This window comes from Streptomyces griseocarneus (genome assembly GCF_014655595.1).
In the GTDB taxonomy this organism is placed as follows: domain Bacteria; phylum Actinomycetota; class Actinomycetes; order Streptomycetales; family Streptomycetaceae; genus Streptomyces; species Streptomyces griseocarneus.
The window spans coordinates 1,262,709-1,287,208 of record NZ_BNBL01000001.1; the positions used below are offsets into that span (position 1 = coordinate 1,262,709).

Annotated in this window: 13 protein-coding genes and 1 pseudogene; 4 read left to right on the forward strand and 10 right to left on the reverse strand. The window is 69.4% G+C overall.

Annotated elements, in window-relative coordinates:
* Nucleotides 1-299 precede the first annotated feature (299 nt).
* On the reverse strand, nt 300-4,775 hold the full coding sequence (locus tag IE295_RS05140; RefSeq protein ID WP_190062189.1) for an AAA family ATPase: 4,476 nt from the start codon (nt 4,773-4,775) through the stop codon (nt 300-302).
* A 108-nt stretch (nt 4,776-4,883) separates the two neighbouring features.
* Here IE295_RS05140 and IE295_RS05145 point away from each other — a divergent pair, with 108 nt between their 5' ends.
* On the forward strand, nt 4,884-5,753 hold the full coding sequence (locus IE295_RS05145; protein WP_190062190.1) for a lipase family protein: 870 nt from the start codon (nt 4,884-4,886) through the stop codon (nt 5,751-5,753).
* A 243-nt stretch (nt 5,754-5,996) separates the two neighbouring features.
* Here the strand turns inward: IE295_RS05145 and IE295_RS05150 are convergent.
* The 7 genes and pseudogenes from IE295_RS05150 to IE295_RS05180 all read right to left on the reverse strand — a co-directional run bounded on the left by IE295_RS05150 (nt 5,997) and on the right by IE295_RS05180 (nt 17,512).
* Nucleotides 5,997-6,808 (reverse strand): annotated as a pseudogene (locus IE295_RS05150) (IS5 family transposase).
* A gap of 467 nt (nt 6,809-7,275) precedes the next feature.
* Entirely contained in the window at nt 7,276-11,472 is a 4,197-nt protein-coding gene (locus IE295_RS05155) for a tetratricopeptide repeat protein (RefSeq protein ID WP_190062191.1), read from the reverse strand.
* Nucleotides 11,469-11,906, reverse strand: a complete 438-nt coding sequence (locus IE295_RS05160) for a hypothetical protein (RefSeq protein ID WP_190062192.1) — start codon at nt 11,904-11,906, stop codon at nt 11,469-11,471. The genes IE295_RS05155 and IE295_RS05160 overlap by 4 nt, the downstream gene beginning before the upstream one ends.
* Nucleotides 11,907-12,681: 775 nt before the next feature.
* Complete coding sequence (locus IE295_RS05165; RefSeq protein WP_190062193.1) at nt 12,682-13,932, reverse strand: protein-glutamine gamma-glutamyltransferase; 1,251 nt, start codon at nt 13,930-13,932, stop codon at nt 12,682-12,684.
* 285 nt (nt 13,933-14,217) lie between these two features.
* Nucleotides 14,218-14,745 (reverse strand): hypothetical protein, encoded by a 528-nt coding sequence (locus IE295_RS05170; RefSeq protein ID WP_190062194.1) that lies wholly within the window; start codon nt 14,743-14,745, stop codon nt 14,218-14,220.
* 111 nt (nt 14,746-14,856) lie between these two features.
* Complete coding sequence (locus tag IE295_RS34380) at nt 14,857-15,381, reverse strand: DUF317 domain-containing protein (RefSeq protein WP_190062195.1); 525 nt, start codon at nt 15,379-15,381, stop codon at nt 14,857-14,859.
* The gene (locus IE295_RS05180; protein ID WP_190062196.1) at nt 15,335-17,512 is read right to left on the reverse strand and encodes a SpoIIE family protein phosphatase; all 2,178 of its coding nucleotides are present in this window, start codon (nt 17,510-17,512) and stop codon (nt 15,335-15,337) included. Before IE295_RS05180 ends, IE295_RS34380 begins: the two co-directional genes overlap by 47 nt.
* A 243-nt stretch (nt 17,513-17,755) precedes the next feature.
* On the opposite strand from IE295_RS05180, the gene IE295_RS05185 reads away from it, so the two are divergent.
* On the forward strand, nt 17,756-20,422 hold the full coding sequence (locus IE295_RS05185; RefSeq protein WP_224323364.1) for a SpoIIE family protein phosphatase: 2,667 nt from the start codon (nt 17,756-17,758) through the stop codon (nt 20,420-20,422).
* A gap of 49 nt (nt 20,423-20,471) precedes the next feature.
* Here IE295_RS05185 and IE295_RS05190 read toward each other — a convergent pair whose 3' ends face one another.
* On the reverse strand, nt 20,472-20,894 hold the full coding sequence (locus IE295_RS05190; protein WP_190062197.1) for a cysteine/serine endopeptidase inhibitor: 423 nt from the start codon (nt 20,892-20,894) through the stop codon (nt 20,472-20,474).
* 381 nt (nt 20,895-21,275) lie between these two features.
* Between IE295_RS05190 and IE295_RS05195 the strand changes: the two genes are divergently transcribed.
* Both IE295_RS05195 and IE295_RS05200 read left to right on the forward strand, forming a co-directional pair.
* Nucleotides 21,276-22,169: a glycoside hydrolase family 19 protein gene (locus IE295_RS05195; RefSeq protein ID WP_190062198.1), complete on the forward strand. Its 894-nt coding sequence runs from the start codon at nt 21,276-21,278 to the stop codon at nt 22,167-22,169.
* A gap of 189 nt (nt 22,170-22,358) precedes the next feature.
* On the forward strand, nt 22,359-22,748 hold the full coding sequence (locus tag IE295_RS05200) for a hypothetical protein (RefSeq protein WP_190062199.1): 390 nt from the start codon (nt 22,359-22,361) through the stop codon (nt 22,746-22,748).
* Between the two features lie 133 nt (nt 22,749-22,881).
* Here IE295_RS05200 and IE295_RS05205 read toward each other — a convergent pair whose 3' ends face one another.
* Entirely contained in the window at nt 22,882-24,363 is a 1,482-nt protein-coding gene (locus IE295_RS05205; RefSeq protein WP_224323363.1) for a restriction endonuclease, read from the reverse strand.
* Nucleotides 24,364-24,500: the final 137 nt, after the last annotated feature.

The window sequence follows — 24,500 nt, forward strand, 5'->3', positions numbered from 1 at the left end:
CGTCTCAGGGGCTGGACTGAAGCCGGTTCTCATAGCGGATCACGCGGCAGAGGCTGGTCCGGGCGGCGGTAAGGTCGTCCCCAAGCTCGGTGACTCGCTGCCGGAGCTCCGCGTTCTCCGTGGTCGCTTGCCGTTCCGCCGCGGACAGCCGCAAGTTCTCCTCAGGGAACCGGCGGCTCAGGTGGTCGCCGGCCCGGCTGCTCTTCCTGCCATCGGCGCATCGCCTTCTGCCGGCCTGTCGTAACGCGGTACGGGAAGGCGGCCCCGCCGGCTGTCCGAGTGCTGGCGTTGGCGGTCCGTCACAGAAGTGTGGCGTCGACCGACAGTGTTGCCAGGCCTGCGGGACCGTAGAGGTGGATCACGAGGCCCGAGGCTCCTTGGCCCGTGGTGATGCCGTGGACGGGGGCGCCCGTCAGGAGAGTGTGGATGAGGCCGCCTGTCCGGGGGTCCCAGATTCGGACGCCGCTGGTACTTCCCGTGGCGAGCAGCGTGCGGCCATCGGGCAGGGGCAGGGCGGCCATGGCGAAGATGTCCGGGGACTCCCAGCCAGTGACCCGGGTCCGGGTGGCCACGTCCCAGATACCGACGTCCGTTCCGTTCGACACCGCCAGAAGCAGGCCGCTGTGGCCGGGCAGACTGCACAGCGCGCTGCCATGCCCATGCCGATGGTTCCAGCCAGGCAGCACACCCATGCGATGTCCTGAGGCTACGTCGATGAGCACGAGCTCCTCGCCGGCACTCGCCACGACGGCGACGTCACCGGAGGGGGACGGAAGCAGGGACCCCAGCAGGCGGACGGCGGATTCGCCGGTTCCGGCGCTAAGGGGGACCGTGCTGACAGTGGCCTGGCCGGATTCGTGGTCCAGAACCACTGAGGTGAGGTCTCCTTGGTGCCCCGTGGAAACGCACATTGGCATGCCTCCAGCGGTCCAGGCTATGCACGAAGACAGGGCGGCATGGGATGGTTCCTTGGGGCTGGTCATCACCATCTGCCCGGACACGAGATCCCAGACGGACAGGTCACCGCCCGGATCGCTGACGGCCACCCGTGAGCCGGCGGATGACAGCGGCAGGACCTGCCTGACCAGACCGGTCCCGATCCGCTTCAACAGGACGCCTGTCGTTGCGTCGTGAACCTCGAGCCCGCTGCGGCTCGCGAGGACGAGGACGTCGGTGTCCGGGGCTGCACCCGTGCTGGGCAGGATGGACCTGCATGCAGACCACGTCGGCGCATTCCGCCGCCGACGGTCCAGTGAGGGCCCCCAGTACACCGACTCTGCCAGCCCGTCCTCGTACAGCGGCCCCTCGAAGCCCGGATCCCAGACCCTGATGCCCTGCGGGCCTGCTGAGACAACCCGCGGGCCGGCGGGGTCTTCAAGGACCGCGAGGGCATCCACGGACGGAATGTCAGCGTCGAACGAGCGGACGGAGCCGGTGCCGAGGCCCTGCAGCACGATACGGCCGCGGGCTACGTAGGCGAATGCCGTCCCTCCGGGCCCCGCCGCCGCTGTGCCGCCGCCTTCCCGGGTGTGCGCGACCTCCTGATGGGTGAAGGGGTTCCATACCCGCAGAGGTGCCAGAGGATTGGGGGATTCGGCGATCAGCAGGTCATCTTCATCCTGGCCCGGCCGGGCGACACCTACCAGGCCTGATACCTGGCTGCCCCCGAAGGAAGGACTTGTTGTCATCCCCGACGCTGGGTCCCACAAACGGATTCCGCCCTCGCCGCAAACGGCTACCAGCGCCTCGCCGCTCCTCCGGCGGACCACCGCCGACAGCTGCCCGAATGGACTCAGCTGAATGCGGGCATGTTCCCGGGTGATGTCCTGATAGCCGGGGGTCTCGAACAGCTTGTTCGCGCGTGGCCTCCACAGAAACGCGCCGCGGCGGGTCAGGACGCACAGCTTCCAGAGCGCGGCTCCGTCTGCCAGGACATGCACATCGTGGGGCGCCCGGGGGAGCGGGGTCTGCGCGATGCGCTGCCCGGAGACAGGATCGTAGATCCGCACGTCACGCAGCCCTAGCGTGACCAGAAAGGTGCGTCCGCCCGTGGCCAGGATGGTGCGCAGGCGGTGCACTGGCCCCGTGTCCAGGTCCGCAATACGCCTGCCTGTCCCGGCATCCCAGATCCGGACCCCGCCAGTCTCGGCCGCCACGGCGATCAGCTGGCGCCCGTCCAGCGTCGGTACCACGCACATGGCCCTTGTCCGCCCCTGGGCAGGCGCCAGTACGTTCACACGTGCCGCCCACCGCCCCCACGACGTCATCACCGGAAGCCGGTCGTACACCTCTGCCTGCTCGCCCGGCCCTCGTACGCTCCGGTGGAAGGCGATGCTGCCCAGGCGCGAGGTGCAGTCGGTGTCCTCATCGGTGTACGGCTCGATCAGGGCCGCAGCTGTCAGGTTCCGTCGCTCGGGGTCCCCGGCGGGCAGGGGCAGAGCAAGGCGCGCGCGCAGGGTGCCGGAGGTCTCCTGGGCGAGAAGTTCCACAGGCACCTCACGGTCGGTCAGGATGCCCCCAGCCGTGGCATGATGCAGGAGGTGCCTCCGGACGTAGGGGTGTGCCAGGTGCGGCCGGGCCTCTTCCACCAGCCGGGCGAGGCCACGGGTGATCGCGGCGTGCGCCGCCGTGTGAGTCTGCGGCTCGTCCGGGCGCCACCACGTGGCCTCAGTCGCCGAGGCCGGGGCCAGCAGCCAGTCCGGGTCGGCCAGCAGGAGGTCGGTCAGCCGCTGGTGCACAGGGCGGTAGACAGTACGGGCATCCTCCTCGGCGGTCGCGAGGTAGCCGGTGAGGCGGCCGGCCCGCAGGGTGCGGATGGCATGGTCGGCTGCGTCCGCGTCCACGTAGCCGGGCCCGTACACCGCGGAGGCCAGCGCGACCGTGACGGCGGGCCAGACTTCCGCCCACGGCAGGCCGGCCCCCGGGGCGAACGCGGTCGCGCGCAGCGCGGCGACCAGCAGGTCGGCGGTGATCCCCGTGACGGCGGCCACGGCCTGGACGTCCTCGCGCAGGAGTCCGGTGGTGCCGTCGGCGAGGCGTCTCAGCCAGCCCGCCTCGTCCAGGTCCTGGCGGACTCCGGCTGTCCTCAGCTGGTCGGCGGCGATCCGGGCGTCCAGGAAGGAAGGCGCGACCGCCTCCGCGATCCGGTGTGCCGCCGCCTCGGCGGCGTCCCGCGCCTCGTGGTACGGGCTGGTCTGCGGGGCGCACAGCAGTGTGGTCGTGTAGGCCGCGATGTCCTCCCTGCAGTCGGGGCCGTCCGTACGCAGGATCTGCGCGGCCACGTCCTCCGCGCCCAGTGCGCCGGTCAGCCGCCGCAGCAACTGGTCCGCTCGTTCATCGCGCAGATCCGTCCCGGAGGCGTACGCGGTGGCGGGGGAGCTGCGGACACCGACCACGAGCCGGACAGCCCGCCCGGCGCCGTCGCTAGCCGTCAGACGCGCCAGGGGAAGGAGGATGTCACCGATGCAGGCGAGCGGGTCATCGGCCTCGTCTAGCGCGTCGATGACCACGTTGACGGGACGGGTGGCCTCCGTGGCCCGGTGCGCCAGCAGGCCGAGCAGGGTCCGCAGGGGGAGTTCGCGGTCGTCGGGGGTGCCTCCGAGCGCTGACAGCAGCTCCTCTACCACCACCCGCGCGGACTTGTTCCGGGCCAGGACAGCGACATCGACCGCGCCCGGGTCCGGCCGCAGCTCGCCGGGGATGCCCGCCACCATGGCCGCGTACTTCGGATCGGCTGCGAAGCCCGCGTCGGCCAAGGTGACGAGCCGGGCCAGCAGGGCCGACTTTCCCGAGCCGGCCGCTCCGGTGACCACGAGGACACCCGCGCCCTCCCGGACGAAGGCCACCATGCGCTTCATGGGCTCAGCCCGGCCGCTGAAGTACCAGCCTGGGTCATCCGCCCCGGCCCGCCCCGAAGCCCGCTCCAGCCAGAACTCCTCCAGCGAGCTGGAGCCGAGCGTGAGCTGACGCAGCGCGGGACCCGTGATGCTCTCCACTGGCTTGTATCGCGGGTTGGGCAGGCAGGCGCTTGGGCCGCGTCCTCGTGAGTGCGGCACGATCCACTCGGCGCTGACCAGGTCCTTCTCCACGCCGTCCTCGTCCACACCCACCTGGTGCAGGAGCTGCTCCCACTCCGCGAATGACAGGTGCGGGGCGGTGAAGCCGGAGGCCTCGTCCCGCATCCGCTCGCAGGCCAGGGCGACGCGCCGGGTGAAGGAGCCGACCAGGGGGCGCTCGTAGTGGTTGCCTGCCGTAACGACGGCGATTCCCTTGAAGCTGTGGCGCTCGGGGGACAGATCCTCGAACAAGGTGCTGAGCTCGGCACGAAGCGTGCCGGATGCGCACGAGTCGACCAGCACCAGGACGTGCTCGGACTCACTGTCCAGGGCGGCAGTGACGAGCTCGCTCGTCGGGAAAGCGGTCGCCAGCAGCCGGTCCTTCTTCGTCTCGGGGAGCACCAGGTAGTGCCGGGGCGCGCGGAGGCGCCGACCGTGACCGGTGATGTACACGACGACAGCTTCCTGGTACTTGGCTGCCGCGAGATTCTGTTCGTGCAGGAAAGCGCGCAGTTCGCCTGCGGAGCGCGGTGAGGATTTCGCCTGCACCACCTCGAAGCGCCGGTCCTCCCCGAGCGCGGGATCCGCCAGCCAACTGGTGATCCGTTCCACCTGGGTGGCTATGCCGTCCTCAAAGTCTTCTTCCCCGTCCTCGTAGCCGTCGATCGCGACAACTACCAGCCGCCTGCGGACGATGCTGTCCAGTTCTTCCGTGCTCAACTGCTTCCCCCTGCTTGGCGGCGTCAGCCTAACCCGGGCCGTGAGGGGCTTCGCGTGCTCTGGCTACGATCAGCCTTCTATGGCCAGAGGTCAGCGAATGCGGGAATTATGAGTGAGTTGCAGATCGTCGGAGTGCACGGAATCAGGCAGGGCTCGGAGGCAACGACGGCAGGGCTGAGCAACCGCTGGCAGGCCACCCTTGACGAGACGCTTGCCGCTGCCGGGGATGGTGCGGCCCGGGCCGTAGTGACGGTTCCCTCCTATCAGGCGGTCTTCCCGCGGACGGCCACCCGGTACATGCGGCTCGGCGGCCCGGATGAGGATGCCCTGTCCGATGACGCCCCCATCGACGAGGAGGAAGAGGCCTTCATCCTTGAGGCACTGGCGGCCTACGCACCCTCCGCCCTTGAGGACGAGTCGCCCGAGGCTGGCCTCACCCTCGGAGAAGGCCCGCTCACACCCCGGATCGTGCGCAGGCTCCAGGCCGTGGACCGGAAGATGGGCAAGGGCGTGACGGGCCGCCTCCTGTGGCTCGTCCGCGAAGCTCACACCTACCTGCGTAAGGAGGAGACGGCTGCCGCCGTACGTGCGACGGTCGGCGAGGCACTGGCCAAAACCGGCGCACGCATCGTCGTCGCTCATTCCCTGGGCAGCGTGGTGTTCTACGACATGCTCCGCCGCGGTGAGGCTCGGGACGTGACCACGCTGGTGACGTGCGGATCCCCGCTGGGCTGGCTGGCCGGCCGCAAGGGCATCCACTCGGAGGGCGAGCCGCTCACTGTTCCCGTCGGTGTGGAGTGGACGAACCTGTACGCCTCGAAGGATTTCGTGACCGGATGTGCTGGCCTGTCCCTCCTCGCGGCGGGCGCCACGGACATCAAGGTGAACAACGGTGCGTTCCCCTGGGCCCACGACGTCCACCGCTACCTTGACAAGCCAGCCCTGGCCAGCCTCATCGCCAAGGCTCGCATCTCCTGACAGGCGGATGGTGAGACCGCCCCTGGCGGACCGGCAAAAATTCACGGCCTCATCTCGCCATCACCGCTGTACATGCCGTTGGCCCTGCCGACACGGGATGAGAAAGCTCTGCGCTCGTATAGCACCGGCGAAGGGGCGGAAGCTCTGTAATGAGTGTCGCGTTCGGTCATCGTCGGCGTGTGCTGCGGGCAAAAAGCTCACTGCCTGCCCGGATTACTGAGAGCTGCCTGTCCCTTACAATGGCTAACACAATGAGCTGAGTTGCCGGTGAGTGATGAGGCAGCAGGCGAGTTTCAGGAACGCCTTGTGGATGTCGGCCCGCCGTTCCCAGCGGATCCGCAGGCGTCGGAAGCCGTGCAGCCAGGCAAAGGTCCGCTCGACCACCCACCGGTAAGTTCCCAGGCCAGTGCCGTTCCGGGTTCCGCGTCTGGCGATGGCCGGCACGATGCCGCGAGCGCGGACCTGGTCGCGGTAGATGTCGTGGTCGTGGCCGCGGTCGGCGAACAGCGAGTCGGGCTTACGGCGCGGACGGCCGACCCGGCCACGGACCGGCGGGATCGCGTCGAGCAGCGGCAAGAGCTGAGTGACGTCGTTGCGGTTGCCGCCGGTCAGCAGGACAGCAAGCGGGGTGCCATGCCCGTCGGTGATCAAGTGGTGTTTTGAGCCTGCCCGGCCCCGGTCGACCGGCGACGGGCCCGTCTGGCTCCCCCTTTTAGCGCCCTGACGTGGGAAGAGTCGACCACGCAGCGCGACCAGTCCAGCTTCGCCGCCGCGTTCAACCCGACCAGCAGCACCTCGTGCAGCCGCTGCCACACTCCCGCCTCGTTCCAGTCCCGCAGCCGACGCCAGCAGGTCATGCCTGGGCCGAAGCCCAGGTCCTTCGGCAGGTACTCCCACTGGATTCCGGTGTGCAGCACGTACAGGATCCCGCACAGCACCTCCCGGTCCGGTAGCCGCTTGCGGCCCGGATACCGGAACCGGCGCTCGTTGCACGGCAGCAGCGGCTCGATCCGCTCCCACAGCTCATCCGACACGATCCACGGTGATGCCCCCACAAGCCGGACAACGCTCAACCCACCCGCCAGACACGGCCACCAGCAACAACCAACCTCATTCTGTTAGCCGTTGTTAGAGGAGCTAACAGAAGCTTTCTGTTAGCTCCTCTAAGGCAATGGGCTGTGGGACGGCGAAGCCACGGTCGGCGGGTGACCAGGTCTGAACAGCAGGTCCCATGCCCTACAACGGGCGCACCGACTGTGCCGGCTCCTCAGCCCAGGCCAGGTGGGTGACGTCGTAGTCGGCACCCTTGACGGTCACGATGTCCGGATCTCCGCCCCGCCGCTGGCCCGCGAGCGACCGCCCTGACTCCTGCCTTCACGGACAACGGCTTGCCCACCGCGCACGCGCCGACACAGCGCCCGGTCGGCAGTGACAGCCCCAGGGCCAAACGATTGTGTTCGCACCGGGGGGGAGAGGAAAGGGCTGGTCGTCGGCGTGACGGTTGGGGAGCCGGTGTATCTGGTCAGCCTGGATGCTGCACGTCACGTGGTCTCGGCCGACCACGTTGTGGCATGCGATGACGGCTGGGCCGGTGCATTCTGTTGTACGTCTGTTCCGTGTCTTTGAGGTAGGCGGTGACCAGCCCGGGGGTCTGCTCGGCCAGGGCGCGCAGGATGGTGAGGGCTTCGGTGATGTGATCCCGGGCTCGCGCCTCCGCATTCCCGGCCTGCCAGTCGGCTCGGGCCTGCGCGTACAGCGAGACGGCGAGGGTCAGTCGGTGTGCGGTGGGGTCCGAGGCCATCAGCCGACGGCTCAGGGCAACCGCCCGGTCGGTGGTTTGTGCGGCCTCTTCGTGCCGCCCGGTCTCGGTCAGACGCAGGCCGAGGTGGGCTAGTGCCCAGGCCAGCTCGCGCTCGTGGACCGTCGGGTCCTGCGCGGTGAGGTCCTCATGGACGCGAACGGCGTCTCGGGTCACCGCGAGGGCCGTCTCGTGGTCGGCGGCGTCGGTGGCGAGGCGGTGGCCATAGACGACCAGCAGGCCGGCCCGAGCGGACTGCGCCTCCTCGTCCGTTCCCGTGGGTACGTCCGCGGCCCGTGCGAGGAGGGGCAGCCCCAGCTCCGGCCGGTGAGTCTCTGACAGATGCGTGCCGAGGCCGGCCATCGCCGTACTCTGCAGCCGCCGGCGCAACGGGCCCAGTGTGTCGTCGGGCAGATCCGCGGCCATGTCAGCGGCCGTACGCAGTGCGTCTTCGGCCCCGGGCTGCCCGTGGATGTGCCGCTGGATGCCGAGCGCGCACAGGGCCCCTACGAGCAGGGAACGGTGGGCCGCATCTTCAGGAGGGGCGTCGCCCCAGACCTTGACCGCCTCTTCGGCGACCGGCAACGCCTCGCCGTGGCGGCCCGCCTGCGTCAACGCGTACATCAGAGCCAGCAGGGCCTGGGCCAGCACCGGCCGGTGCCCCGCGTCCTCGGCCACCAGCTCCCGGTGGACGGCCGCCGCCCTGACCAGTGGATCCACCGCCTCGCCGTAACGTCCCCGACGTGCGAGGGTGACACCGAGCAGGGTCAACTCTTCGCAGTAGGACGTCAGGTGGGACGCTGGATCCCGCCGCACCAGGGTTGCCCGGACCCGCAGGGTCTCCTCCACGGCGACCGGCACCTCGTCGGTACGTCCCAGGACGACGAGCAGGAGGTGACGGATGGACAGGGCCGTCACGAGCCGCGGAGCACAGGCTTCCGGTTCGTTGTGCATCAGCGCCTGGTAGACGTTCACCGACTCCTCAATGGTGTGCAGTGCGTCCAGTGGCCGGTGCAGGTCGGACAGGCACACTGCCTTGTTCGCCAGCACTGTGGCAAGTGTTCTCGGATTGGCGTCGGCCGGGGATATGGCCGTCGCGCGGCGGCTGATCCCGATGGCTTCGTCGAATGCGTCCAGGGCCTCGGCGAGGTGGCCGAGGGCCTTGAGATGCAGGCCGAACGTGTTCAACGCCGTGCTCAGTGCGGCGAGATGGGGTCGCGGGTGCTGGTCCGCCAGGGCTCGGTAGAGGCTCACGGCCTCCCTGGCGGCCTCGAGTGCCTCGTCGCCGCGGTCTGCCTGCGCCAACTCGTCGGCGAGCGTGTTCAGCGCCATGGCGAGGTCGGCCCGGTGCGCACCGGGGTTCCTCGCCGCGATGGACCGGTACAGGTCCACGGACTCCTGAGCGGCCGCCAGGGCCTGCGGGGCCCGGCCCGTCTTCTCCAACTGGCATGCCAGGGTGTTCAGACTCATGGCCAACGGCTCTGCGTAGGCTGTCCGATCGCGTTGGGCGAGGTCCCGGTAGAGGCCTACGGCGTCCTCGGCCGTCGCCAAGGCCCTGCCCTGGTGTCCCATCTCCTCCAGGTCGATCGCGAGGGCGTTCAGGCTGCGGGCCAGGGCGGGCAGGAAGGCGGCGGGGCGCTCGCGCGCCAGCTCGCGCCGGATGTCCGCGGATTCCTCGGCGCACCGCAGTGCCTCTGTGTGCCGGCCGGCGTCACGCAGACACGAGGACAGTGTGCCCAGGCTCATGGCCAAACCGGCACGGTGGGCGTCCGGATGGTCCTGTGCCAGTGCGCGGTACAGCTTCGCGGCCTTGCGCGCTTCGCCGAGCGCCTCGTGTACGCGGCCGGTCTGCCGCAGACGGACGGCCTGATTGTTCAGTGCGGCTGCCAGGTCGGGCCGGAAGGCGGCGCCGCACTGGTCGACGAGGTGCCGGCGTACCGCGATGGCCTCCCGGCTCGCGGCCAGGGCCGCCGACAGCCGTCCGAGTTCCCCTTCGGCATGGGAGACGGCGTTCAGGGCGTGCGCCAGTTCTGGCAGGGACGCTCCGTCGTCCCACTGGTCGATCCGCCGGTAGAGCCGGACGGACTGGCGAGCGGGGAATACCGCCGCCTCGCGCCGCCCCGATGCTCCCAGGGCCACGGAGATGTTCAGCAGGCATGCGGCAAGCTGCACTTCGTAGGTGCGCGGGTCCTGGCGGGCGAGGGGCCTGAGCAGTCTCAGCACTTCACGAGCCACCTGGTACGCCTCCGCCCACAGCCCCGCGTCACCGAGTCGGCAACACAGCAGGCGCAGTTGCCCGGCGAGATCAGGCAGACGCGCCGGGTCCTGTGCGGCCCGGTCCCGGTGCAGCCGCACCAGCCTCCTTGCCAGGTGCAGTGCGAAGTCCGCCAGCCGGTGGGTGGGGCGCGGCAGGTGTCCGGCGAGCCCGAGCAATCGCGTGGAATCCGGGTCGGGTGCGTCGGCCAGCTGGTACAGGGCCGCCAGCAGGGGGTCCGGCCGTTCCACATGGACGGCTACGCCGACGGCCGCCGTGGCCAGCGTATCCGCGTGCCGGACACACAGCTGCGTGAGGCCTGTGTCCAGACGGCCGCGGTGGGCAGGGTGGCCGGCGGCGCGTGCCGAGACGGTCAGCAGGCGAGTGGCCTGGGCCTCGCCGATGCCGTCCAGCAGCCGTTCGGACAGCCCGGGAGCGCTGCCCAGCCATGTCCCCACGAAGAACTCGGCGAGCCGGTCCGGGTGGAGGCTGCCCCATACCTGCATCCGGTCAGGCGGCGGATACAGCTGGGCGATCCATTCGCTGAGGGTACCGAGCGTGTCCGGGCTGTGATGTTCCAGACCCGGCACCCGGGCGAGAAGGGCGTGGGCCCCCTGCCGGTCGGGCGCGCCGCAGAGGAAGACCGCGGCGAGCGCGGCCTCGGTCTTGGTAAGGCTCACGTCCGACGCCTCACCGACCGCCCGCCAGTAGACACGTTCGTGGCTCAGTAATCGCTCCTCCGCCGAGCCGGTGGCGGGGGACAGCGACGGGCGGTCGTCGCCCTCGCCGACGGCTTCCACCGCTGCGTCCAGCAGGTCGGCGAGGGCGGTCATGTGCAGGGTGAGCGCACACTCCATACCCGGGCGTTGTAACCGGTCCGCAGGCTGGGCCAGCACGCGAGCCGCCAGGGCGGGCCAGTCAGGAACCTCTTGCCCCGGCACCTGCGGCAGGGCGGCGGCCAGTGCGTCGACGGCCTGGCGATAGGCGTCGACGCGGTCGGCGGCGTGCGGCTCCAACGGCGGCAAGAGCGTGCCCCGCACCGCGTACAGATCCTCGATGCGGGCGCGGTCCTGCAACTCCAGCCACCAGTCGTCGGCGGTCCGGGCCAGCAGCAACACCTTGAACGGTGTCGTGTCCTGGCTGCGCAGGGCCGCACGTAGCAGGGCGAGCAACTGGTCCGGGCGCGCTTCCGCGTAGTCGACGACCACGACCACCGGGCCGGGCGGGCTGCTGAGCGCCGTCAGGTCGGCGACCGCGGCGTGCTGTCCGAGCCAGAGGACGTTCCAGCCTTTGTGAAGCAGCCCGTCGGTGAAACGGCGGGCGAGCCGAGTCTTGCCCTGCCCACCCGGCCCGTACACCAGGTGTACGCCGAACCCCGGTTCGGCACACCAGGCCGCCAACTCCTCCAGCACATCGGCGCGGCCACGGAAGGGGACCACCGCACGGTGCGCCTCCAGCAGGGCCGACGGGGACCGGGGCGTTCGGGTCCTGCCGACCAGGTCGTCCCATTCCAGCCACCTCTGCTGCAGGTTCGGACCCGGGGGATGGAAGGCCAGCGTGTTGTTGTCGCCGGTGACCACAGCGAACGCGTCACCGTTGATCACCACGGCGCGCTCTCCGGTGGCCTGCAAGGCGGGCCGCAGCAGGTTCCTCCACCATGCGGTCATGCCGTGCGTCCCCCGTCGCCAGTGTCGGCGAATCCGATGTCCCTGCCGGCGGCGATGCTGCGCTCGCCCGGCGACCGCACCGGCCCGGCCGGCTCTCCGCCTGCGTCGCCCGAGGGGACGGGCAACGCAGGCACGACGGCGGGATCCACAGGCCGCGCGCCTTGGAGCCGATCACCGGTGGCGGCGAAAGCGATGCTGCCCCCGACCGCGATCGAGCGCGCCCCGCCCGCCTCCACGGGGCTCCCGGCTTCAGTGCGGTGCAGGCTGAAGAGGGACACCACCAACCCTGCGAGCCCGACGACCGCCCCGATGACGCTTGCGGCCCGGTCGGCGGTGTCCAGGTCCACCATCAGCGCCACGACCGTCAGCCCCACGGCAGCCAGGCTGCATAACACCGCCACCGCTGTCACAACGACTTTCGTCCTCCCCGTCATGCCGTCATCCTTCCGGCTCCTCACTCGGAGGGGGAAGCGAAACAGCAAAGTGCCCGTCGCAAGTCCTCAGGCTGTTGCTCGGCCATGAGCGCGCTGTCCGGGAGGCTCATCGGGAATCCCCACACCTCGACGCGACCTCCACACGACATGAGTGCTCGTGACGCGATCTTGGTGAGGTGCACTGGTCGAGTGCGGCCGGTGTGACGCCGATCTGGTCGATCCCGAGGAGCTTCGCGCCCTGGGCCAGCAGGGCCTGTAGTTCAGCCGCCTTCGCTTCCCGGCGCTGGTCAGCGTCGTGCGATGGGGGTCGAACTGCGGAGGTGGCCGCCCTCCTCGGCCAGGAACGGGCTGCGGCTGCGATAGCCGGGTGACCTGCTGCCTCTCGTCCATCAGCACCTGCTTACTGGGCAGATCCAGGTGGTGCCCCGAAGAGCTGCCGCAGGTCCACGGTGGGGCGCCGGTGCCAGAGCAGATGAACGGCATGTGCCCGGGCGACCGCCCCCCTGTCTGCCCGAGCAGGTCCCCGAACTGCAGTGCCAAACCGCTGGCCGACCATGGAGCCGCCCGGGCCGCCGCGGCGAACCGTGCCTGGTCGTCTTTCCGCACAAGAAGGCCAGTACGTAGACGCGGCGGCGGTCCAGGGACAGTGGTCGTTCTTCTCCGGGGAGGTCTGCTCGGCTATCGGTTGTGCTGAGGTTGTCGCCGTGCCGACGGTCCGTGTCGAGAGGCGTGGTCTGACCGAGCAGAAGTCAGCAGGGGCTGTAGTACCGGCCTGTCACGGCCAGCCTTGCTTGACCTCGCCGGGGGCGGTGTTCCAGCTCTTGGGTATGAACGTGATCACGTAGCTTCCACGGTCGAAGTCCGCGTACCCGGCAGACCACTTCCGGAACTTGCTCTCGTGTACGTGCATGGGGCCCAGGTCGCTATTGGGCGCGTGATAGTGGTCCCCGTGGGTCCATGTGGTTCTGTCGGCATCCGCTTCTGTTTGAGCCCCAAACCAACCGTAGTCGAAATTGACCCAACCTTCGCCGGGATTGGCCGGACTGCGCGGAATACTTCTGTCCTTCGACATGTCGACCAGGCCGGTACCCTGGTTGGGACGGAAGGCTTCCGGGTCGCCGTACTTCCTCTTGTCGGAGGGGCCCCGCTGGTCCTGCCCGCTCCAGAAGTGCTTCGAGTAGATCACCGCCTTCATCTTGGATGGGTCGTAGTTGCCTCCATCCCTTTCCTTGAAGGACGGTGTGTTCCTCAGCGCCGAGTAGAAGTTCGAGCGGCTGTCCTCGTGGAGCAGAGCATCATTGTTGTTCGTGAGCTCCGTCTTGAGGTTGTTGATGTAAGTCCCCTCGTCGTGGGCCTTTTCCAGGGCCTTGTTCATGATGGACGCCACGTCACGCGCCCGCTTGAAACCCTTCCCTTCGTCGAAACTGTCCTTGGCGATGCGGCCCTCAAATTCCGCCCGCGTTTCATTGGGTCGGGGGCTGGTGTTTTTCAGGTCGTTCTTGTACTTGTTCTCGTCGAAGAACGCGAACGCCAATCTGTTCGTCGGGTAGGGGCCCGAATTGACCCAGGTGACGCCAACGCAACCGTAGGACAGCTTTTCTCGCTGCTCTTCGGTCATTTGCTGTCTCTTGCCGTCGCGGTGACTGTAGGCCTGCTGCCACTTGCGTATGTAGTTGTTGACGACCGTAGTGGCCCTGCCTCCGTAGGCCTGGTACGGGTCAGGCATCCTGTCGAGCGGCTCGGCGGGAGGGGTTTCCCTGTCATCGACGGGGGCCCGGAAGGACGCGCCGGCGCTCGGAGGTAATTCCCCCGGAGGCTTGCCGGGTTGACCAAGAGTCAGAGCCCTTTCGTTGAGTGCGTTGATGTTCTTGACGTCATCCGCCGTCAGGCCGTGCGTTTCGGCGTAGGACCCCTTCGCTATCCCATCGCCGCTGCCGGCGGCCTGGCTGACCGACGGTGTGAATCCAGCGGTGCATATGACCGCACCCACAGTGGCGAAGGCGAGAAATCGCCGACGTTTGTACATGGAAATCAATAACTCCCTTGTGGTGAAGCCTCGTGGAACGAAGGCATGCGAGATCACGACGCATTGGAGGGGTTTTTGCGGCGAGCTGCCGCTCAGGGCCTTGGCCGCGCCGTCCTGCGTCGCTGCGCCGGCGGCAGGAAGGCCGCCGCCGCGAGGCGGAAGGAGATGCAGTAAATGCGGGAGATGGCGGTGGGGCGGCGCGGTCGTCGCCGGGCATGATCGTGGTGGCCGCCGGGCGGGTTGGGCGCGACTCGGTCGCCCGGGTCGGGCGGGGCCGGTGGCTCGCTACATCAGGGTCGTCGCCGAGGCGACGACGCGGGCCCGGTCAGGGTGATCGGGGTCGCCGTAGCGGACCTCGATGCGCGGGTGGGAGCGCATGAACTCGGTGTCGACCAGGCGGACCTGGCGGGGGTGGCCGACCGTGCGCACGGCGATGTCCGTGTCGAGGAAAAAGCTGAACTCACCGGTAGCCGGGGCGTAGACGAAGAACTTGCGGCCCTCGAACCTCTGCTGCGCGACGTCGTCCGTCAGGACCAGGGACCAGAAGCCCACACAGTGGCCCGCGGGGCACATGAACTGGAAGTCGGCCCGCAGGCCGTCCAGTTCCATCCAGCGGAAGGGGTTGTCGTCGTTCGCGTCGTTCGCGTCGTTCGCGTCGTTCGCGTCGTTCGCGTTGATCGTGGCAGCGGTGGCAGCGGTCGCCGGGGCGGAATTGTCCGGGGTGGCTGCCTGGGCTCCCTGGGTGAGGGGCAGGGCGAGGGCCGCGGTCACGGCGACGGTGGTGAGGGTGCGGAGAGCGGTTCGGCGTATCACTTCTCGGCTCCTGGATGAGTGATCAGATTGATACGAGCAGTGATCATGTCCCTGTGTTAACTCCCCGGCAACATCATGGCTTTAAAATCGGCCAACCCGTCACGTAGGACGCTATCTGGCCATGCATGCGATCCGGCCCAGCGTGGGGGATGCGGTGCGGCAGCGCTCCCCTGCTCCTGGCGTGTGGTTCGCGGCGCGGCCGGTACCGACGTTGTCGGGAAGCCCACGGTGCGGTCGATGACGGCGTTGCCGACCGGGACGAAGAGTCCCATTCAGCGAGGCTCGGCGCGATGATGCTGGTGGACGGGCCGCGACCCAGGCGTTTTCGGTAGCCAGAGACTCCGGCAGATTGTCGACGACCTCCGCTGGTGTGGAGGCTGTGGCTGTGCCGTGCCACAACGGGTCGCCAACCGGCATTTCGTAGGCCTCGACGGTCGACTTGAGGTCGCGGCCTTCGGCGTCGTGGTCGAAGAGGGCGCGCAGGGTGAGAAATTCGTGGCCGGCGACGATCGACTTGGGGCGCGCTCGTAGGCAGCCGTCGGCTTCTTGGAGTGAGCCGATCCCCCCGCGTCGGCTGTGGAGGCCGTGGTCAGGTGGCGGTGAGGACCAGCACCGCTTGGTCGTCGTGCGTGGCATCAGCCGCGAAGGCGGCGACCGCGATGGAGATCGACTCGAGGAGCTCGTCGGCGGTGGGAGACGAGGTTCGCAGTGCGCCGAGGGCATCGGCCAGGCGGTCCTCCCCGAAGAGTTCGCCGCTGGTGGAACGGGCCTCGGTGATGCCGTCGGTGACCATGATCAGGCTGTCGGCCGGGTGCAGGTCGACGCCGCACGGGGACGAGTCGGGGTCGGGGCCGATGCCCAGGAGCAGGCCCGGTTGGGCGATTTCTTCGACCGTGCCGTCGGCCCGGCGCACGAGTGGGGGTACATGACCGGCTCGAATCAGGTCCAACGCCAGGTGGGATGCGGTGTGCCGCAGTTCGCCGTAGACGAGTGAGACGAAGCATTCCTCGCCGACCGCCCGGTCCGTCAGAGCGGTGTTGATGGCGGATACCACGGCCGCCGGGTCGTCGAGGAGACGGGCGGCGGCGCGTGCGCTGTGGCGGACCATGCCGGTGGTGGTGGCGGCGCGAGCGCCGCGCCCGCACACGTCGCCGATCATGAGCGCCCAGCGGTCGTCGGGAAGCGGGAAGACGTCATAGAAGTCGCCACCGACGTCGAGTCCTTCGCCGGCAGGGTGGTAGGAGGCCGCCAGAGTGGCGCCGGGGACCTCGGGCAACTCGGGAGGCAGCAGGCCGGCCTGCAGGTCGCGGGCGAGCCTGGCCCGGTCGGTGAACTGGCGGGCGTTGTCGGCGCTGGAAGCGGTCCGGCGGGCGAGCTCCTCGGCCAGGGCGACGGCGTGGTCGTCCAGGGGCCGGTCGGTGGTCAGGAGGGTCAGTACGCCGAAGGTGCGGCCGTGGGTGGCCAGGGGCACGCACACGTAACCGCTGACGTCGAGACGTGCGGACAGGCCGCCCGGACAGGAGCCGACCTGCCCGGTCTCGGTGGTGCCGGAGGCCAGCACACGGGCAACGACGTTGTCGATCTCGCTGCTCAGCTCGGGCGAGGCGAGGAGGCCCTCGTCGGCGCGGGTGGCGGCGGCGAGGGCGATCCGCTGGATCTGGTCGCGCTCGACCACGTGGACGGCGCACAGCGGCGCCAGGGCCGGCACGGTCAGCCGGGCCATGCGCTCGAGGCAGTCGAAGTAGTGAGGCTGGCGCGCGATGGCGGTACTGGCCTCCAGGACGAAGGCCAAGTCCTCACGAGCCGCCTTCTCCCGCTCCTGGGCGGCGTGGCCCGCCTCCACCGCGCGGTGGCGCTCGATCGCCAGGGCTGCGATGCGGGTGAAGGCCGCGCTGAGCGCCAGGTCCTGGTCGTCGGGCGCCCTGGGAGTGCGATGGTAGATCGCGAAAGTGCCCAGCAGCCGGCCGTCCGAGCCGTGGATCGGAGTGGACCAGCACGCCGCGACCCCGGCCCGCTGTGCCAGGTCGCGGTAGCCCTCCCACAGGGGGTCGGTGGCGATGTCGCTGACGATCACCGGTGCCTGCCGGTATGCAGCCGTGCCGCACGAGCCGACTCCGTCGCCGATGGCGACCCCGTCGATCGCGTCGTTGTAGAAGTCGGGCAGGCGCGGTGCGGTGCCGTGGCGCAGGTGACGGCCGTCGGGGTCGAGGAGCAGCACCGAGACGATCATGTCCGGGGAGAGCTCCTCGATCGCCCTCGCCATGCCGGTCAGGATCTCGCTCAGCGGGGCGTCACGCGCGATCTGCTCCAGCAGGACGCGCTGCTCGGCGGCCAGGAGCTGCGCGTGGTGGTACGCGGTGGTCTCCACCGCGATCACCGTCACCCCGTTGACCCGGCCGGCCGCATCCCGGCGGGGCTCGTAGGTGATGTCGAAGAATTCCTCCCGCCGGGCCCTCAGCCCACCGAGCACGAGGTGCCCGCCTCGGTTCCGGTGCACAGTGCCGGTGCGGTACACCTCGTCGAGCCGATCGAGGACACCCTGCCGGGCCAGTTCCGGAACCAGCTCCCCGACCGGCACGCCGGTCGTCGTGCGGCCGGCCGTGAAGGCGTCGAAAAACGCCGGACTCGCCGCCTCCAGTACATGTTCCGGGCCGCTCAGCGCAGCGAAGACCACCGGAGCCTGCCCGAACAGGTCCGTGTACTCCTCGCTCCGCCCGTGCAGGACCATGGGATGTGCAGTGGCGAGGCGATCAGGCTGTGCCGGCATGACAGGGAATCCCTCTCCCGCGTCCTCACCCGCGCCGTCGCGCCGTACCTCCACTCTGACACACCGCTGCTCCGACACATCGCTGCGCGGATTCCCGGGGCCCGGCCCCGGGCCGCGATTGTGCCCCATGCGGCGACCCGCACCCGCCCGGCGCGTCACCGTCTGGCGGACCTGATCGACCACGGGGAAAATGGCGATCATGAGCTCTCTCGGGGCCGTGAGCTCTCCAGGCGAGATGCGGAGATGAATGCAGGGGTGAAGCTCTTCGGTGGTCCGGTCGAGTCCGCTGCGCCGCTCGCGCCCGGACCCGGCGCGGGCGAGAAGGGGCTCAAGGCCGGCGCCCTGGGACTGTTCTCCTCGGTCGCCATGGGCCTGTCCTCCACCGCTCCGGCGTACAGCCTGGCGGCGACGCTCGGCCTGATCGTCGTGGGGGTCGGCCTCCAGGCGCCGATCGTGACGATGCTGGCCTTCGTCCCGATGCTGCTGATCGCGTACGCCTACCGGGAGCTCAACGCCGGCGACGCCGACTGCGGGACCACCTTCACCTGGGCCTCCCGCGCCTTCGGCCCGCGCATCGGCTGGATGGGCGGCTGGGGCATCATCGTCGCCGACGTCATCGCCATGGCGAACCTCGCGGAGATCGCGGGCATCTACGGCTTCCGGCTGCTGGGGTTCGACTCGCTCGCCGAGGACCGGCTGTGGACCACCGTCGCGGGGGTCACCTGGATCGCCGTGATGACCGCGGTCTGCTACGTGGGCATCGAGGTGTCGGCGGCCCTCCAGCGCTGGCTGGTGTGCGCCGAGGTGGCGGTGCTGGTCCTGTTCGCGGTGACCGCCCTGGTCAGGGTCTACGCCGACGGGCCGCCGGCGGCGATCCACGTCTCCGCCTCCTGGTTCAACCCCCTCCATGTGCCCTCGGCCAAGGAGCTGACCGCGGGCCTCCTCGCCGCGGTCTTCATCTACTGGGGCTGGGACACCGCCGTCGCGGTCAACGAGGAGACCGCCGACAGCCGGCACACCCCCGGACGGGCGGCGGTCGTCTCCACCGTGCTCCTGCTGGGCATCTACGCCCTGGTGGCGACGTCGGCGCAGGCGTTCGCCGGGATCGGCACCGAGGGCACCGGTCTGGGCAACACGGCCAACGCCGGCGACGTGCTCTCCGGCCTGGGTGGTGCCGTCTTCGGCACCACGGGCCCCGGCTGGTTCCTCACCAAGCTGCTCATCTTCACGGTGCTGACCTCGGCGGTCGCGTCCACCCAGACCACCATCCTGCCGCTGGCCCGCACCGTCTTCTCCATGGCGGCCCACAAGGCCGTCCCCTCGCGCTTCGCCCGGGTGCACCACCGGTTCCTCACCCCGACCTGGTCGACCGTCGGCATGGGCCTGGTCTCCATCGGCTTCCTCGTCCTGCTGACCGTGATCAGCCGCGATGTGCTGGCCGACTCCATCAGTGCGGTCGGCCTCGCGATCTCCTTCTACTACGGCCTCACCGGCTTCGCCTGCGTCTGGTGCTACCGCAGGCGGCTCACGCGCAGCCCCCGGGACCTGCTGTTCAAGGGGGTGCTCCCGGGGCTGGGCGGGCTCCTGATGCTCAGCCTGTTCTGCTACGCCGCCTTCGTCGTCTACGCCGCCCCGGACTACGGCTCGACCTCCTTCGACCTGCCGCTCCTCGGGCAGACCGGCGGGGTGAGCGTCGTGGGCCTGGGCGCCCTGCTGGTCGGTGTCGTCCTGATGCTGGTCATCACGCGAGAACACACCGCCGCCCTCAAACTGCAGCGCGGTCTGCTGCCCCACCGCCTGCCGTCGCTGACCGGGGTCGAGGTGGCCAGCCGCTACGTGCCCGCCGACAGCCGCTCCGGGGTGGGCGGCGACTGGTTCGACGTCATCCCGCTGTCGAGCTCCCGGGTCGGCCTGGTGGTCGGGGACGTGCGCGGCCACGGGCTGCGCGCCGCCGCCACCATGGGCCGGCTGCGTACGAGCGTACGCGTCCTGGCCCGGCTCGACCTCGCCCCGGACGAGCTGCTCGCGCGCCTGGACGACGTGGTCGGGCGGACCGCCGAGGAGCAGGCCGCCGAGAAACGGGCGAACGGCCACGGCGGGGGCACGCCGGGGGCCGGCGGCGACGAGGCCCTCGGGGTCACCTGCCTGTACGCCGTCTACGACCCGGTGTCCGGGCTGTGCAGCATGGCGCGCGCCGGCCACTCGCCGCCCGCCGTCGTCGACCCCGCCTGCGGTGCCGTCAGCCGCCCGGGCCTCCCGGAGGGCCCGCCCCTGGGCCTGGGCGGTGCGCCCTTCCAGAGCGTGGAACTCCAGCTGCCCGCCGGCAGCCTGCTCGCCCTGTTCACCGACGGTCTCGTCCAGGCCCCGGACCACGACACCGAGACGGGGCTCGGCCTGCTCACCGGCGTCCTCACCGAGTCCCGGCGCCCTTTGGAGGAGCTCTGCGACCGCACCGTGGCCGAGCTGCTGCCCGGCCCGGTGGACGACGACGCGGCCCTGCTCCTGGTCCGTACCCGGATGCTCGGCGACCACCAGGTGGCGGTCTGGGAGCTGGACGCCGACCCCGCGAGCGTCGCGCGGGCCCGGTCCGTCACCAGTGAGCAGCTGGGCGAGTGGGGGCTCGAGGACCTGTCGTTCACGATCGAGCTGATCGTCAGCGAGCTGGTCACCAACGCCGTCCGCTACGCCTCCGGCGGGCCGGTCCACGTCCGGCTGATCCGCGACCGCAGCCTCGTCTGCGAGGTCGCCGACACCGGCCACACCTCGCCCCACCTGCGGCACGCCGCCGCCGACGACGAGGGGGGCCGAGGCCTGTTCATCGTCGCCCAGCTCACCCAGCGGTGGGGCACCCGCTACACCCCCACCGGCAAGACCATCTGGACCGAGCAGCCCCTGCCGACTGCGGAGTGAGCCCCCCGGCTCAGGGCTCGACGGGCCCCGGGCTCAGCGGGCACCGGGATCAGCGCACGAACTTCCAGGTGATGCCGTTGACCACGCCCCGGTCGAGCGGTGCCAGCTTCTGGAAGGCCGGCCGGCCGAGGTCGATGTGGGTGCGGTCGCAGGAGAGGCACTTGTCCCTGACCGGCACCCTGATGGTCTTGCCGTTGTAGCTGACCTCGACCGATATGCCCTTGCAGAGAGGGTCGTTGTTGGGATTGGCGGAGGTCCACCACGAGGGCGAGACCGCGACCAGGTCCTGGGAGTTCGCGTCGATGGCCGTTCCGCAGGCGCCGTACCCCTTGTCGGTGTAGTAGGTCATCTTTCCCTTCATCGGCTGGCCGATCGGAACGTCGGCGGCCGCCGGTCCCGCGGCGACGGCAATTCCGGTGGCCGCGGCGGCCAGGACGACGGCTGCGGAGCGCGCAGCTCTGATTCCACGCATGGTCTCTCCTCGTTCAGAGGTAATGGCGGGCGGGTGTACTCCACGGACCCGTGGAGCGAGCGCCCCGGAAACCGGCATCACGGAGCCGTCACGGCTCGCCGGTAGGAAGTCGAAAGACAGCGGCATTTCTTCGGCACGCGTCCGGCTTTCGGTCCATGAATGCCATGCGGGACGACGCCGACGCAAGTCCCCGCAGCGACAGTTGTCCGGAACCGGATGCCAAATGCACCTGGTTTGGCCGCCCATGGTGAATGTCGTTGACAACGAAGTTGAAGAGTTATTCACTGCGCAAGGGCGACGGCCGCAGCGTTCTGCCGTCGGCCCCGTCGCGCTTTGAGCAAGCGAGTGTCACCTCAGCGATCCGATCCCACAGGAGCCGCCGTGAGAAGAAACCGCTTCGTCACCTTGCTGCTGGCCGTACTGGCTCTGGTCGGTGCGGCCCTCCTCGTGCCGTCCGGCACGGCGAGTGCCGCCGGCCCGTGCGACAATGCGCCCAACTGGACTGCCGGAACCTGGTATCCGGCGGGCGCGGTCGTCCGGTACACGGACGGCAAGTACTACATCGCCGAGCACGACAATCCCGGCTACGACCCGCTCATCAGCACGTGGTACTGGGACCCGTACACCTGTCAGGGAGGCGGGAACCCGGGGACCGGAAAGTTCCCCGTGACGGAGGCCCAGTTCCAGCAGATGTTCCCGGGCCGGAACGCCTTCTACACGTACAACGGGCTGATCGCGGCGCTGGCCGCGTACCCGGGATTCGCCAATACCGGCAGTGACCAGGTCAAGCGGCAGGAGGCCGCGGCCTTCCTGGCCAACGTCGACCACGAGACCGGGGGCCTGGTCCACATCGTGGAGCAGAACACGGCCAACTATCCCCACTACTGTGACCGGAACCAGCCCTACGGCTGCCCGGCCGGTCAGGCCGCCTATTTCGGCCGCGGTCCGCTCCAGCTCAGCTGGAACTTCAACTACAAGGCGGCGGGCGACGCCCTCGGAATCAACCTGCTGAACAACCCGTCGCTCGTCCAGACCGACGCGGCCGTCTCCTGGAAAACCGCCCTGTGGTACTGGAACACCCAGCGCGGTCCCGGCACCATGACGCCGCACGACGCGATGGTCAACAGCCGTGGATTCGGGCAGACCATCCGCAGCATCAACGGCGCCGTGGAGTGCGACGGCCGCAACCCCGCCCAGGTGCAGAGCCGGGTGAACAGCTACCAGCGATTCGCCCAGATGCTGGGTGCGGCTCCGGGCGGCAACCTCTACTGCTGACCCGGCTCGCCGGATGTCAGCGCCCCCACCGGTGCCACGAACGCAAGGCCGGTCACTTCCTGGCCCTCACCAGCAGAGTACGCACCCTCATCCGCTACCGCCGGCTCACCCCTTGAGGCGGCCTCTTCCCGGCTGAGTGCAAGTCCCCAGCAGCAGCTAGGATTTGGTCGTACTTGAGAAGGGGCGCTGATGGGCACCAGATTTATTGAGGTAGACGAATCGCGGCAAGGCGAGCCGGGTGTGCAGAAGGGAGGCAGAACATTGACGGTGGGAGACCAGTCCATCACTCAGGACGTATGGGTGAAGGTCGAGGCTTACGACGACCTCGATCCGACCGTGACCGGAGACATCCATCTGCACACGTTCGCAGTGCCGGGTATGGAAGTGCGGGTTGGAGCCGCGAAGAATGATGAAGACGCGAGCAGCGAATTCGAAGCCAGGTTGATCCCGTCCGTCCAGTACTATCAGATCGAACTCGGGCCCGACTCGCTGAACAAGCTCCATGACGCGCTCAAGCCCTTCATCGCAGCCGCCAAGGAATGCGAGCCGCCAAAGGGTCGCAAGGTACGCGCCAAGTAGTCCGCAGTGTCCCCCTCCTGTGAGGGGGCATTGCCATATCGCCGTCCCGGGCCGGCCTTCGATCCACCGTCCGGCTGATCGTGGCCAATACGCGCCCGAATACGGAACAGTCGGCCTGCTGGCCGCCTCGTCATCACGTGAGGTCTCGAGGTTCCCAGCCGGGCGGCACCTTGGGCAGCCCGATCAGCGCGTCGATGCCGAGGTGTTCGAGGAGCAGGGCCTTGAGGCCGCGGCCGTCGACGAGTTCCATGCGGCCGGTGCGGTAGGCGAAGTCCTGGCTGGTCTTTCCGAACCAGCCGGTGGTGACAAGGATGCCTTTGGCCGCGGCCTTGTCTTGCATGACGCCGGCCAGCGCGCGTACCGCTTCGGCGGGAACGACATTCTTGGTTCGCTTCGCCTGGATGATGCACAGGCCGCCGGTGATCGGGTCCTCGTTAGTGGCGACCGCGTCCACGCCGTCATCGCGGGAGGCTTGCGTCACCCATGCCTTGAGGCCGATCTCCTCGAACAGGCGCCTGATCAGGTGCTCGAATTCGATGGGGCTGAGTGTCACGAGGTCCGGCCGACTGTCCAGGCCCGCGACGACGTCGATCTCTGGGGCGAGCTTGTATTTGCTGAGGTCGAAGGTGACCACAGGACGCACCGGTTCGAGGTCGTAGGGGTGCTGGGAGACGATGGCGTTCAGGTGATGCAGACAGGTGACCGGATCCAGTTCGGGCTCGTCCAGGACCAAATCGTCGAAGGTCTCACGCGTGCTCCGGAGGCTGACGAGGCAGGGGCGGATCGGCCTTCCCGTGGCCCTGTCCTTGCTGCGCACATGGCCGTTGAAGGCGACGACGTCCACGAGGGCGGGAGGCGTGACGGCGAAGGCTTCGTCGATGGCGCGCAGAGCCATCCGCGCCACGAGCGCCTGGTACATGGCCCTGACTTCTGCTTGTTTGCGGGGCTGCGGCACAACCGCTCCCGGAGCGGGCGATGCCCGGTAGCGATAGCCGGCGGCGGTGGGCACGACGTCCTGGCCCGGCAAGTCGAGTTCCAGCAGTAGTTCGCGGGTCTCCGGGACGAATGCGAGACGGAACTCGCCATGCAGCCCTTCGGGGTAGTCCACCTGGGCGAGAGCCCGGTCCAGGACGGCCACCAAGCCGTCCGCCCCTTCGTCGGCAAACGCGGCTTCGGCGGGAAGGCGGTGCGCGTGAAGGGCGGTTGGGCGCCGGTGGAGGATCGTCTCCAATTGCTTCAGGCGATCCAGGATGTGACGGGTGCGCTGCTCGGCATCCAGCCGCAGCGCCTCCGCGGCCCGTGCCTTGGCCGCTTTCTCGGTCTCCCTCGCCGCTCGTTCCTGGGCCTTCCGGCGCTGTGCGGCCGCCCTCTCCCGCTCAGCCTGCCGGCGCTCCAGGTCCCGCACGACCTGTTCCGCCTTGCGGGCACGGTCCGCCTGCTCCTTCTCGGCAGCCTTGCGCGCCTGCTCCCAGGCCCGGGCCTGCTCTCTGGCCGCCTGTGCTTCGGCGCGCTCCTGCTGCTGCCGATCCTGTTCCGCCGCCCGCGCCCGCCGTAACTCTTCCTGCTGCTGCCGCTTCTGCTCGGCTGCCTTCGCCTTCTGGCGCTGCTGGTACACGGACAGCAGTTGACCCGTCAGAGACTTCCTGCGCGCCACATCCCCTCCCGGAGGCCGATTCCGCCGTACAACGCTGCCCATCGGCAGAGAGCCGTAACCATGGCCAGATACCGGGTGGCGAGGCGGGTGCTCAGAAG